Origin of the sequence: Paenibacillus rhizosphaerae (assembly GCF_014192015.1) — a bacterium.
GTDB lineage: Bacteria > Bacillota > Bacilli > Paenibacillales > Paenibacillaceae > Paenibacillus_AQ > Paenibacillus_AQ rhizosphaerae.
Window position 1 is genome coordinate 290,153 of the sequence record NZ_JACHXJ010000003.1, and the last position, 13,522, is coordinate 303,674.

10 protein-coding genes are annotated in these 13,522 nt (G+C 56.4%); 2 read left to right on the forward strand and 8 right to left on the reverse strand.

The features are described from left to right. Positions 1-51 precede the first annotated feature (51 nt). The 7 genes from FHS19_RS17980 to FHS19_RS18010 all read right to left on the reverse strand — a co-directional run bounded on the left by FHS19_RS17980 (position 52) and on the right by FHS19_RS18010 (position 8,787). Positions 52-1,653, reverse strand: a complete 1,602-nt coding sequence (locus FHS19_RS17980) for a glycoside hydrolase family 43 protein (RefSeq protein WP_183583243.1) — start codon at positions 1,651-1,653, stop codon at positions 52-54. Beyond that, positions 1,650-2,633 (reverse strand): pectinesterase family protein, encoded by a 984-nt coding sequence (locus FHS19_RS17985; protein ID WP_183583244.1) that lies wholly within the window; start codon positions 2,631-2,633, stop codon positions 1,650-1,652. Before FHS19_RS17985 ends, FHS19_RS17980 begins: the two co-directional genes overlap by 4 nt. Before the next feature lie 36 nt (positions 2,634-2,669). After that, positions 2,670-3,560 (reverse strand): dienelactone hydrolase family protein, encoded by an 891-nt coding sequence (locus FHS19_RS17990; protein WP_183583245.1) that lies wholly within the window; start codon positions 3,558-3,560, stop codon positions 2,670-2,672. Positions 3,561-3,563: 3 nt separating this feature from the next. Next, the gene (locus tag FHS19_RS17995; RefSeq protein ID WP_183583246.1) at positions 3,564-4,934 is read right to left on the reverse strand and encodes a glycoside hydrolase family 28 protein; all 1,371 of its coding nucleotides are present in this window, start codon (positions 4,932-4,934) and stop codon (positions 3,564-3,566) included. Then, positions 4,931-6,076, reverse strand: coding sequence for a glycoside hydrolase family 88/105 protein (locus tag FHS19_RS18000; protein ID WP_183583247.1), 1,146 nt, complete (start codon positions 6,074-6,076; stop codon positions 4,931-4,933). Before FHS19_RS18000 ends, FHS19_RS17995 begins: the two co-directional genes overlap by 4 nt. A gap of 141 nt (positions 6,077-6,217) precedes the next feature. Then, complete coding sequence (locus tag FHS19_RS18005; RefSeq protein ID WP_183583248.1) at positions 6,218-7,747, reverse strand: extracellular solute-binding protein; 1,530 nt, start codon at positions 7,745-7,747, stop codon at positions 6,218-6,220. Positions 7,748-7,821: 74 nt separating this feature from the next. Continuing rightward, positions 7,822-8,787, reverse strand: a complete 966-nt coding sequence (locus FHS19_RS18010) for an ABC transporter permease (RefSeq protein ID WP_376771920.1) — start codon at positions 8,785-8,787, stop codon at positions 7,822-7,824. A 291-nt stretch (positions 8,788-9,078) separates the two neighbouring features. Between FHS19_RS18010 and FHS19_RS18015 the strand changes: the two genes are divergently transcribed. After that, a complete protein-coding gene (locus FHS19_RS18015) occupies positions 9,079-9,969 on the forward strand; it encodes a carbohydrate ABC transporter permease (protein WP_281382542.1) in 891 nt (296 codons plus the stop codon). A 67-nt stretch (positions 9,970-10,036) separates the two neighbouring features. Here the strand turns inward: FHS19_RS18015 and FHS19_RS18020 are convergent, their stop codons facing one another. After that, on the reverse strand, positions 10,037-12,280 hold the full coding sequence (locus FHS19_RS18020) for a helix-turn-helix domain-containing protein (RefSeq protein ID WP_183583249.1): 2,244 nt from the start codon (positions 12,278-12,280) through the stop codon (positions 10,037-10,039). Between the two features lie 160 nt (positions 12,281-12,440). On the opposite strand from FHS19_RS18020, the gene FHS19_RS18025 reads away from it, so the two are divergent. Next, positions 12,441-13,454, forward strand: a complete 1,014-nt coding sequence (locus tag FHS19_RS18025) for a LacI family DNA-binding transcriptional regulator (protein WP_183583250.1) — start codon at positions 12,441-12,443, stop codon at positions 13,452-13,454. Positions 13,455-13,522 lie beyond the last annotated feature (68 nt).

The following is a 13,522-nucleotide window of genomic DNA, read 5'->3' on the forward strand; positions in this document are numbered from 1 at the left end:
GAAACAGGGGCTGCTTCACATTCGAAGCAGCCCCTGTTTCATCATTACCGATCATCCCTGCGCTTCAATTCCGGTATAACGAAAATGGGAAAAGTCCGCAAAGCTTCCCTTAAAGGTCTGCATATCATGGACGGCGATGCCGACGAAGTTGCCGGTGAAGCCGCCGCAGAGGAAGCGGATGTCCTGTTCTTCAAACAGCGGAACCCAGTCCTGCCCCGCGCCGAACCGGCCATAGAACCGTCCGCGGATGCCATGGATTTCCACGGCTAATTGAACGGCTTCCCCGGTATCAACCGGAACCATGTCCGGCATCACGGTGAACGCATCGTCCTCGCAGCGCATAAGCCGGATCACCTTGCCTTGTTCTTCATCCTGCGTCACATAAGCGTACAAATAATTTTCATCGTTCAAATACAGCATCAGGCCGGCCATCTGCAAATAGCTTGCGGGCTCGAACTCCATCGCGGTCTCGGCCCGGAAACGGACATCCGCCTGCCGGACGGCTACAATATGGTGGTGAAACAGGCTTTGCGGCGATTCTCCCGCACGAAGGCGGAGATAGCCCGGGCGCTCCGACAGCGAGCACCAGGATGGATCCACCGGTATGCGGAGCGTATTCCAGGCTTTGGCGAGCTCCGGTCCGTCAAAGGTATCTTCGAACAAGCTCCGTTCCGCGGCCGCTTTGGCCTCTGCCCCCGTGATCCCCTTCGGACGCGGGACCTCCATCTGCGGGGAATTCCCCCCGGCGGTCAGGCGAAGCCATCCTTCCTCGTCCCAGTACACCTGCTGCAGTGCCGTTTCCCGGCCAAGGAGCGCATACTGGCCTTCAATCGGACGCGTGCACAAATGGGCCATGTACCATTCCCCTTGCGGCGTCTGGATCAGGCTGCCGTGGCCGGCACACTGCAGCGGGAGCTCCGGGTTGTCCCGGGAGGTCAGCATCGGATTGCGGGGGTCCACTTCGTAAGGGCCCATCAAGCTGCGGGAACGGGCTACCGTCACGGCATGGCCGCTCCCGGTGCCGCCTTCGGCCGTAATCAGGTAGTAATAGCCTTGATGCTTATACATATGCGGCGCTTCGGTCTTCTTCAGATCCGTACCGTCAAACAGCTTGAACGGCTGTCCAACAAGCTTCTTCTGCTGCGGATCATACTGCTGAATTACGATGCCGCTTGATTTATTCCCTTCCGGAATGCGGTAATCCCAGATTTCATTCAGCAGCCATTTCCGCCCGTCTTCGTCATGATAGAGGCTCGGATCAAATCCGCTGCTGTTCAAATAGACCGGCTCGGACCAAGGACCGTGAATTGAAGGAGCCGTAATCAAATAATTGTGAACGTCCTTGAACGGACGCTTGGTGCTTTTCACGTCGGTATAAATGAGGTAAAATAACCCGTCTTGGTAGCTGAGCTGAGGCGCCCAGATGCTGCAGTTCTTCGGGTTTCCCCGCAGGTCGACCTGATCGGTCAGCACGTCGGTGCAGTGCTCCCATACAGCCAAATCCTTGGAGGCATATACCCTTACGCCAGGGAGCCACTCAAAGGAAGATACCGCGATATAATAAGTGTCCTTTGCCCGCACGATGCAGGGATCCGGATTAAAGCCCGGCAGCACCGGGTTTTGGATCGTTCCCGTTTGGGTGGATATGGTCATGCTCTTCCCTCTCCTTTTCGTTTCCAAAAGTCCGTTCCAGCAAAAATCTGCTCCTTCCGTGGAGCCCCTTCGAGCGTATCCTGATAGAACGCCCATCCGGCCCTCTGTCCTCCCGGCGCCGGCATGTCCGGATCGGAACGCGTGCCGAATTCCCGGTACCTGACCGTCAGCCGCCGCTCCGGAACGTTCCAGTCGTCCCAGCCCAGCGGTTCGATATGTCCGTCCATCCGGCAGTCGACGTAGTCGGTGCGTGCATAGTTGCGCCACGGCCTTCCCAGATACACGCCAGACACGCCCGGCTCCGCCGTCAAATAACAGAGGTTAAAGACAAACCCGTGTTCCTGCCCCGCCGGAGTAGAAGCCGCGGCGATATAACCGGCATGCCCGCCCGCATGGCGTAGGCTGCGGATCTCGCAGCGGTCAAAGAAGGCGGCCGCCCCGCCGAATATAAAATCCACCGTACCCTCGATGCGGCAGTATTCGTACACCTGTCGGTACTCGGGGTGATGCTCCCGGAGCGGGACTCCTCCGAACACGCCGCCCTGCTTAGGCGCGGGCGGAAGCGGTCCGGTAAACAGCGTGTCCTGGTGCCCTTTAAAAGTGCAGTAGCGAAAAACCGTTTCGTCGCAGTGCGCGTAGACCGCCACGGCCTGGCCGATGTCTTCGCCCTGCCCGGCCGAATTGGTCACGACCAAATTCTCGATCAGCAGCCGCCGTCCCCCGAGGAACAGTGTCGGCGTTGCAAACGTGCCGATCTCATTCCCGTCCGAGTCCAGCTCCTTGGCATACCGGCCCTTCGTGATTTCCACATATCCGATACCGATCACGGCCAGATCGGACCGGTAAATCCGCACCGCCTCCTCATAGACACCCGACAGGATGTACAGCGTTTCCGGCCACTGCGGATTATGCCTCTCCAGGGCGTCCACTGCCTCCTGGATCGTCGGGTAATCGCAGTGGTCCAGCTTTCCCACAATCATGACCTCCCCCCTTTCGTTTCGGGCTGCAGCCATCGCTTACAAGTGTTCAGCCAAAAACCGCTGCCAGCGGGTCCGCATCTCGGCCGTCTCCATATGCCCGCCGCCAGTCATGACCGTCTGCCAATGCTCCTCCTGTCCTGCGGCCCGGTACACCTCCCGCAGGCCTTCGGCCAGCAGTACAACGCCTTCTTCCGGGGTCAGCCGGTCGCTGCGCCCGGTCAGGCTCATCCTTGGCCGCGGGGCGATCATGGCCTGGATTTCCAGTGTCGTAAAGTGCTTCAGCAAGCCCGGAACGTAGTAGTAGAAGCCGTGGTGATCCAGCCCGCGCTTTGTCATCAAGGTATGCGCGTCAACCTGCCCGCAGATGTCCACGGTCACCTTGACCCGCTCGTCCAGCGCCGCCAGCCACCATGCCATCATCCCGCCCATGGACATGCCGAGGGTCGCGACCCGCGAGGCGTCGATATCCTCCCTGGAGCACATATAATCCAGCATCCGGCGGTTATCGTACAGCATCATGCCCCACATGACGCGTCCCTGCCACAGCATTTCCTTGACGATTTCGCTCTCCGTCTTGCCCGACCGCTCATGGAAGCCCCACATGTCGATGCAGCAGACGGCATAGCCCATGCCGGTCAGCGTGCTGGCAAAAGACGGCTGCTGCAAATATGAGCTCCCGCTGATGAGCTCCCTGCGTCCGTTCGTGTAATTGCCGCCATGCGAGTGATTGAAAACGACGAGCGGATAGGGGCCCTCTCCGTCTATGGGCAGTGCGACATAAGCGGGTACCCGCTCCAAGCCGTTTAAATCCAGCAGCAGCGTCTCCAGCCGGTACCCGTCCGTCTCTTCCTGCTTGAGCAGCTCCGCCTGGATGGGCCGGTCCTCCGGCACATCGCCCAGCAGCTTCACAAGCCGTTCCCTCATCATTGGTTAAACCTCCTCTTCGCTGAGATTCTCCTCCTGCGGAACTACGTTTACCTGTTGTACAAGCTGTTCCGGCACCTTCGTATCCTTTGACCGGCACTGCTGCCATTCCACATCCTCACTGTTCTCGACGTAGAAAGCCGGCCCTTCGTGGCCACCAACCGTGACCCGGTCAAACCGAATGTCCCTCACATTGCCTAAATAAAAGCCGCGCGCCTTCATATCCTGGATGCCGGACATCATGGCCGGGCGCCCCGGAACCGGGTTCTCCGCCATGGAAATATGGATATCGGCAAACGTTAATTCCGAAATATACCTTTCCGCAAGACCATAAATAAACCCTGCCGCCGCATGTACGTTCCTTGCGGTAATATTCGAAAAATGAATCCGCCGGAACGTCGGCGTTTCGAGGGTGACCGGATAAGGCCGCTTATCCCAGACGTACTTGTCCTTGCCCCGCGGCCCGCAAAAATAATACAGGTTCAAAATGAACGGGCAGATGACTTCCTCCATGACGATGCCGCTGACCCGGATATCCTCCACCGTTCCTCCGCGCCCCCTCCGTGATTTCAGCCGGATGCCGCGGTCCGTGTGCTTAAAGATGCAGTTGCTGATCACGACGTTCCGGATGTCCCCGCTCATCTCGCTGCCGAGCACGACGCCGCCGTGGCCGTGGATCATCGTGCAGTTCGTGATCGTGATGTTCTCGCATGATACCCGCTGCGCCGTGTCTTCCGTGCCGGCCTTGATGGCGATGCAGTCATCGCCGACGTCGATGTGGCAGCCGCTGATCCGCACATTTCTGCACGACTCCGGGTCGATGCCGTCGGTATTCGGCGAATCCGCGGGATTGTATATCGAGACGTTGTCGATCGTCACGTTGTCGCAGAGAATCGGATTGACCGTCCAACTCGGGGAGTTGATCAACGTGACGTTCCGGATCGTCACCCGGGTGCAGTGGTCAAGGCTGATCAGCTTCGGCCGGGGGTGGGTCAGCTCCTCCGGGCGGCTGCGTATCTTGTCCCACCAGGGATGGCCGTTGCCATCCAGCGTGCCGCTGCCGGTAATGGACACGTTCTTCAGCCCGTGTCCGTACACGCAGGAGGCGTGCACCTCGCGCAGCACACCTTCCCACCGGGAGGTCACGACCGGATAATCCGCCGGATCGGTGCTGAAGGACAAGACCGCTCCTGGGTCCAGCCTCAGCTCGATGTTGCTGCGCAGAATGATCGCTCCGGTCTGGTATGTGCCTGCGGGAACGAACACGGTCCCGCCGCCCGCGGCATCAGCCGCTTCGATCGCCGCAGCGATCGCTTGGGTCGCCGGTTCGGCGCCGCCGGGCACCGCCCCGAACTCGGTGATGCTGTATACGCTCATGGCTGTTCCCCTTTCGCCGCGGCGGCCGGAATTCTGGCCTCGTATTCACCGCAAGCCTGCAGAAACGCACCCAGCCCCTTCTGATCGTTGGTGATGATCGGCTCGCTGATGTAATAGGCATACGTCCCGTCGCGCCGGTCGGCTCCGCCCAGGCCGGCCACCTGGCAGTTTTTGTTCAGGTTCAGCCAGCCTTCCTTCGTCTCCAGCACAAACTCCTCCAGCAGCCCCCGGTACGCCCGGTCTAAGCTGTCCTGCCATTCCTGCGGCTCAAGCACGCCGAGGCGCAGCCCTTTCGCGATGGCATAGGTGATCATGCTGGAAGCCGAGGCCTCCAAGTAATTCCCCTTGCGGCCTCCCTCATTGACCACCTGATACCAGACACCGCTTCCCGGATCCTGATAAGATCTCAGCGCACGCAGCGTATCGCGCAGGATGCGCTCCAGCTCCGGATAATCGGGATGGCTTCCCGGCAGCAGCTCCAGGCTGTCCGCCAGCGCCATGACGAACCAGCCAAGGGACCTGCCCCAGAAATTCGGGGATAAGCCGGTGGCCGGGTCGCACCACGGCTGGGCTTTTTTCTCATCCCAGGCGTGGTACAAGAGCCCCGTGGCCTCATCCTTCGTATGGAGCTCGCACAGCTTGAACTGCTTCGTCACGTCGTCCAGTCCCGTCCCGTCTTCAAACGTCAGCAGATATTCCAGATAGAAAGGTGAGCCCATGTACAGACCGTCCAGCCAAATTTGATATGGATAAATTTCCTTGTGCCAGAATGCCCCTTCCGACGTCCGGGGATGGGAAGCTAGCTGGGATCTCAGCAGCCCGGCGGCCTGCTTGTATTTTTCCTCTCCCGTCTCCCGGTACAGGGTGAACAGCAGCTTGCCGTTGTTGATATGGTCGATGTTGTATTCATCGGCCCGGTATCCGCGGATGCTCCCGTCTGGCTGAATGAAATGGTCCATGTTGCCTTGGATATACTCCCAATACCGGCGGTCTCCGGTCTGCTTCCACAGCAGCTCGAAGCCCTTGAGCACCACGCCGTAATCATACGACCACTTGCCCTCATATCCCTTACTCTCGTACAGCTTCGGCGTCCGTGCCATAATGGACTCCGCCATGCGTTTCGCCGCGTTGAATGTCTCCATGCTGATCCTCCTCGGATAAAATTTCCGGCTTCGCCGGGGATTGCTTCATTACACCCTGCCGTTTCGAAAAAAACACAGTCCTAACCCCCATGCAGGCGGGATAGGACCTGTTATACCTTCTTCTTGTGCTCGGCTCAGCCGTTATTTTTGCTGCGTAGCCTTGTAGGCCGCCTCGTATTCCTCGATAATTTTGCTGCCGCCGGACTTCTTCCAGTTCTCTACCTCAGCTTTGAATTCGTCCAGATTGATTTTGCCGAGAAGGTACTTGTAAGTCGCATCGGTGATGATTTTTTGCAGCTCGGAGCCCTGTGTCGTGTACGTTTCAGATTCCAGGGAATATGCCGGGTTCAGCACCCCGTAATTGGCGTTTTCCTTGATCAGCTTGTCGGCCTCGGCCTTCAGCGGATCGGCGTCATGGATTTTGTAGCCCGTTTCGCTTGGACGGGAAGAAGCAAACGGCTGGACTTCCTGCTGCCACAAATCGGTGTTGGTAATCGTGACCGCGTCATTCGCATCCACGGTATAATGGACGCCTTTGATTCCGTAAGTCATGAGGGCGTACACATCGTCGTCCATCAGATCATTGACGAATTTCAGAACGCGCTTGAGCTCGGCCTCATCCTTCACTTCGGATTTCGGGAAGGACAGCAGTCCGCCGATTCCGTTGTTCGCCGCCCAAATCGCGCGGTCGCTTTCGTTGCCTGTTGATGTAATGTTGTTGACCAAGGCGAGCTGCATGTTATCCTGAACGCCCTTGGCCATATTCAACAGGTTTTTCCCGTCAAACAGGGCACCGACGTAAATTCCGGCTTTGCCTTGGGCGAATTTTTGCTGCTGGTCGGTCTTGGCGGTCACCGCAAAATCTTGATTGATATATCCCTTTTCGTACAATGCCTTCATGTAATCCATCGTTTTGACGTACCCCTCGGTTTCGAATTCGGGGATCATTTTCCCGTCATCCGTCACCTGCCAGTTATTCGGCGTGCCGAAGTAAGATCCAAGCGTCTTGAAGGCGCCGTAGATCAGATCGCTCCGGTCCATGAAGCCCGTCGTATCCTTTTGCCCGTTGCCGTCCGGGTCCTGCTCCGTGAACGCCTTGGCGACGTTCATCAGCTCATCGGTCGTCTTCGGCACGGACAGACCGAGCTTATCCAGCCAGTCCTTGCGGATAACGACGCCGTTGCGGGCGAGATCCTTCTGGAATGGCACGCCGTACAGCTTGCCGTCGATCGAAGCCGATCTCCGCGTATCCTGCGAAATTTTCGCCAGGTTCGGGAACTCGTCCAGGTACGATTCGACTTCCCAGAACATGCCGGATTTCAGGGCGTTGCGCACGGAGGAATTGTCGAGAATGGTGAGTGTGACGATATCCGCCAGAGAATCGGACGCCAGGGACGTATTGATGCGTTCTTCCTTGGAAGCATCCGGGATCCATGAGAACTTGATATCCGCTCCGGTCTTCTCCTCAATCTTGTTCAGCACCGTATCGGTCGGCGGTGACGCCGTGTGCAAAATGTTCAGCCATGTAATCGACGTTTTTTCGTCACCTGCCGCAGCGCTGCCTCCCGAGCCCTGGGCCGTCTCCCCCTTGCCGCCTCCCCCGCCGCAGGCCGAGAGCAGCAGCCCGCAGACCAGCGTAAACGCAGCCATCTTGCTTACCATTGGTTTCATGTGCCATTTCCCCTTTTCTATTATCCTTTGGTTGATTTCACATCCGTGGATGGATCCCACAACGCCGTGCCTGATTAGTAGACGCCGTCCTCGCCGAACTTCTTCGCCAGCCTGTTGGAAGCCATGACCAGCACAAGTCCTACCAAGCCTTTGAACAAGCCCACCGTTGTACTAAAGCTCAGCTGTCCGTTCTTCAGTCCCGCCGTATAGATGTAGGTGTCGAAAATTTCGGCCACCTCGCGGTTCAGCGAATTGAGCAGCAGATACATATGCTCGAATCCCAGATCAAGCGTGCTGCCGATCTTGAGGATGAGCAGGGTGATGATGACCGGGCGAATCGCCGGCAGCGTCACGTGCCACGTTTTGCGGAACCGTCCGGCTCCGTCCATTTCGGCTGCTTCGTACAGCTGAGTGTCCACCACCGTGATTGCCGACAGATAAATAATGGTGGACCAGCCGAGCTCCTTCCAGATGATCTGCCCGATGTACACGGTACGCAGCCACTCGGGAGCGGTTAGGAAGCTGATTTTGTGCCCGCCCAGTTTGGCGATCAGCTCGTTCAGCACGCCTCCGTCCACGGTGAGAAATACGTAAGTAATGGAGACGATGATGACCCAGGACATGAAGTGCGGGATGTAGATGATGGTCTGTACCCAGTTTTTGAACAGCCGGTGCCTGACCTCATTCAGCATCAGCGCCAATATAATGGGAAGCGGAAAAAAGATCACGATGTTGAGTGCAAACAGAATCAGCGTGTTGCGCAGAAGCATGAAGAATGTCGGTTCTGTAAACAAGCGGACAAAGTGCTTCATTCCGACCCAAGGGCTGCCCGTGATCCCCTTGAAAGGCTGGTAATCCTGAAAGGCAATGACGAGACCGCCCATCGGCAGATACTTAAAGATGATGAAATACAGCACGCCGGGCAAAATCATCAGGTACAGCAGCTTGTGACGTTTGATACGGTCCAGCGCGGTGTCCGTCCGTACCTTCCTGGCCGGTTTGACATTCATGTTCATGACGGCCGTGTTCGAGTCCTTCACCAGGTCGACCTCCTTGTAAGCGTTTCCTGTTACGACTCCAGCTTAGGCCGATTTGGGTATTCCGTACATAATCATTTCATTGACACCACCTGACAAACCGCATAACGGCGCCATTTTCGCCTTCCGCATCTCAGCTGATGATTACGGATTGAAGCTGATGATTATCCGGCGGACAGCCGCGGATTCCCCGCTCATCCCTTACCGGACAACACCTCAGGAGCTGATTATATACGTAACCCGGTACGCTTGGTACAGTCGAACTGTAAACGATTACAAGGAGGATACCCGCGTATGACACCATCCACAGCTTTGCGTAGAAAAGAGTCTTTCGGCAGCCGCCTGTTTACCGTCGTAAACAGCCTCCTGCTCATTTTGATTGCCCTCATTTGCCTGCTGCCTTTTGTAAACGTGATTGCGAGCTCCTTCGCTTCCACCCAGGAAGTCGTAGCCAAAAAATTCATTCTGTTCCCGACGACGTTCTCCCTCGATGCTTATAAGTACATTTTATCGACGCCTACGATTTTTAAAGGGCTGGGGGTATCGATCGGGATCACCGTAGTAGGGACGATCGTCAGCATGTTCCTGACGGCGCTCATGGCCTATGGCCTGTCCCGGAGATATCTCTACGGCCGGGGCTTCGTCAACTTCATCGTCGTATTCTCCATGCTGTTCAGCGGCGGCATGATCCCGACCTTCCTGGTTGTGAAAAGCCTCGGTCTGATCGACTCCTACTGGTCGCTCATTCTGCCGGTCGCCATTAACGCGTTTAACCTCATTATTATGAGAAACTTTTTCCAGGCGCTTCCGGACGCGCTGGAGGAATCGGCCAAAATTGACGGATGCAACGATTTCGGCGTTTTCTTCAAAATCATGCTGCCGCTCGCCCTGCCATCCATCGCCACCATCTCGCTGTTCTATGCGGTAGCTTACTGGAACACCTATATGAATGCGATCCTGTACATGACGGATTCGACCAAGTGGCCGATCCAGGTGCTGCTCCGCCAGATCGTCATCGTCTCCAGCGGCATGCAGGCCGAAGGGACGTCCGTGGACGTCGTTCCGCCGGCGCAAACCATCAAAATGGCGGTGATCGTCATCGCAACCGTACCGATGCTGATCGCGTATCCGTTCGTGCAGAAGCATTTTGTCAAAGGGGCGCTGCTCGGCTCGGTCAAAGGGTAACGAACAGCAAAGTCTTGCATTCCGCTTACAGAGCAGCCCGGACGGAATTGCAAGACTTGTGTTTTGTTTATTGAGCCTGTTTGACTTTGCGGTAATTCCCCGGCGTCACGAGTTCCTTTTTGCGGAAAGACCGGATGAAGTTTTGCGGATTGTGATACTGGAGCCGCTCGGCGATTTCCTTGATCGTCATGTCCGTTTCAATCAGCCATTTCTTGGCCATCTCCAGCCGGTAATTCATCAGGTATTCGCTGAACGTCATGCCAAACTCCTTTTTAAAAATGCTGCTTAAATAGTTCGGATTATAATGAAGCCGGTCGCTGATCCACTCCAGGGACAATTCCTGGTCGTACTCCGTGCGGACGATCGTGGCGATCTTCTCGGCGAGGGAGCGGAACTGCCGGTTGGTCTTCTCCTTCATGCTGCGCACCATCGGCGAGATGACTTCTTCCACGAGGATCCGCTCGATCTCTTCCGGGTTGCGGATATCGAGCAGGCGGTGGTACAGCGCGTGATTGTCCTGCGTCAGAAGCACCTCCACGCCGAGCAGCTGCTCCAGCTGGATCAAGTTGTTGACGAAACGCACCAGGGCTACTTCAAAATTCATCGAGTTTTTGTTCTTCTTCATCATCTCGGCCAGCAGCGGATACAGCGCCCGGGGGACCTGCTCCTCGTCGCCCAGCCGGATCGCGTCGAACAGCTGGGTTTCCAGCTCCGTCGGATAATGCAGAAGCACCGGTCCCGAGACGACCGTCTCGATGTCTTCATAGAAGATGATCGATTCTTTGCCCAGATTAAGCCGATGCCGGAGCGCCTGCTTGCTCATTTCGCAAGCCTCCTTGCTCTCCCACAGATGCCGGTACGTCTTACTGATCCCGAAGCTGACGGAGCAGTTCAAATAATCGCGCGCCGTCATCATAATCGTTTTTGAATAGGAGAGCACCTGCCTGCGAATCTCCTGTTCCTCCTGGTCCGTAAACGTCAGGATGGTCGCCTGCGTGTTGTCGTTTAAAATAACCGGCAGCATGCGCCCTTCCTTCGGCACGACTTCCTCGACCATTTTGTTGATGGCGAGCAGCAGCATATCCCGGTCCGACGCCTCCCGGCCGCCGTAACTGTCCATCTGGATCAGCATCGCGACGAACGACGGCTGCGTAAGTTCCGGATACCCGAACCGCGGCAGCATCCGCTCCAGCTCCTCCGGGGACACCCGGTTCCGGAACAGATTCAGGATCAGCTGCGTTTCCAGCTGGGGCAGCTCGGCTTCCATCATGCTCTCCAGGTTTTCCTTCTCGGTGACGATCGTGTCGATGGAATGAAGGATGCCTTCGATTTCGTTCTTATATGGCAAATGGGAGCTGCGCGGCAGGCTGCGCTGAATTTGGCGGATCGGCTTCGTGAAATAAACGGAGATGCCATAAGCCACCACGATGATCAGCAGCGTAATGACGGCCACCATCAGCATGATCCCGTATTTGGTCGTCTTGAGCGCGCCGGAAATTTCCTTCTGGTCCAGCAGCGTCACATAGATCCAATTGTTGTAGCTGGATTTCGCATAGATCGCTTCGGCCGACTGACGCCCGGTTGCGGTCACCTTCAGCCTGCCGGCGCGGTGATCTTCCCCGGCCGACTGAACGATGCGTCCAAGCTGGTCAGCGGACAGCAGCTGCTTGTCAGGATCGGTTTCGTACATCAGCTCTCCCTGTTTGTTTAAAATGATGACCGGCGCATTGTCCTCGGTCTTGAGAATCCGGTCGAGCGTGGACCGGGAAATATCCGACAGGGCGATCGCCTGCTTTTGCTTGGAAAAGACCGGCAGCGTGTTCACGAAACGGATGCCGTCATCCGTTTTGATCCAGAACAGACCTTTGTCTTTGTTATCGATGTAGGCTTCGTACAATTTACGCCGGTCGGCATCCGTCAGATAAGACAGCTTCCCGCTCGTAATCTGCCAATTCTGTACGAGGCTGATGAGCGAATACTCGGTCCCTTCCAGACCCATCGTGGCGATATAGTTCAGCTGCGTATTGACGTTCCGGTATTCTTCGAAGTCCTGTTCCGTGATCGGCCTTTTCACGACGGCATCAAACGAGCTCGTCGTGCTGTATGTATTAAAGGCGTATTCGATCGTCTGGATTTTCTGCTCAAGCGAATTTTTGGTCTGGGTAATAAAGCTCTGCTTGCTGCCCGCCACCCGGTCGATCACCGAGTGGGTCGTATTGATATAAATATAGCTGCCAAAACTGACGACGAGTCCGATCCCGAGGACCAGAATAGGAATAAACGTCTTATAAAACATGCGGCCTTTTTTCATTGTGATGCTCCTTTAGCCCGTTCTTGTTTCCAATTATAGCGTTTTCATGATTGGGTTGACAATATGATTCACGTGTGCATTTTTTCGGATTCATATTGACTTGATCCCTGTCTGAACTTAAACTGAAACCGTTAACAAATATTTCATGTCACGAGGTCATATGATTACGATTAAAGACATCGCCCGCGTCGCAGGGGTCTCGCATACCACCGTTTCCAGGGCGCTGAACGGCAATCCGCTCATCAAGAAGGAAACCCGCGACCGCATCGAACGCATCGCCGCCGAACTCAATTACATTCCCAATTACAGCGCCAAGAGCCTGGTTATGAAGAAGTCCTACACGATCGGCCTGTTCTTCTCCAGCATCGATCAGGGAACTTCGGCCAGCTTTCTCGTGGACGCCATCAAGGGCATTCATCAGGTGCTCGACGAGAACTACAGCCTTACGGTCCACGGGATCGACAGCATCCGGCACTATGATGCCATTACGCCAAGGCGTTTCGACGGCGTGCTCGTCATGAGCCAGAGTGAAGCGGACAATGCTTTCATTTATCACCTGAAGCAGACCGGCATCCCCTTCGTCGTGCTGAACCGCCAGCTGGATGATCCCGGCATTCTGAACGTGGTCGCCAATGACCGCGAAGGCGTTCGGGAAGCGCTGGATTACGGCATCGGCCTCGGTCACCGGAAGATCGCCATCATCGAAGGCAGGGCCGGCTTCAAATCGACAACAGAGCGGAAGCAGGGATTCATGGACAGTCTGATCGCCCACCGCCTCCCGCTGATTCCGGACTATTTTACCGCCGGGGACTACGGGGTCGAAAGCGGCTATAACGCCATGATGTCGCTGCTCTCCTTGTCCGATCCGCCGACCCTGGTCTTCTGCTCGAACGACGATATGGCCATCGGCGCGCTGAACGCCTGCTACGCGCGCGGCATCACCCTTCCCGGACAGCTGTCGCTGATCGGGTTCGACGATATTTTGTTCTCGCAGTATACGTACCCGCCGCTGACAACGATCCGCAAACCGATTGCCGATATCAGTAAGTTCGGCACCACGAAGCTGATCGAACGGCTTGAACAGCCGGACTCGGCACCGGAACAGCTGTTTGTCCAAACGGAGCTGATCGTGCGGCAAAGCGTTGCGGCTGTCAAGAATGAGGGGCAGCTGTGATACGCTTGATTTTTCGAGGCCGATATTTCAAACATGATTTTTTTGCAGCAAAATGTTAACGTGTGCAT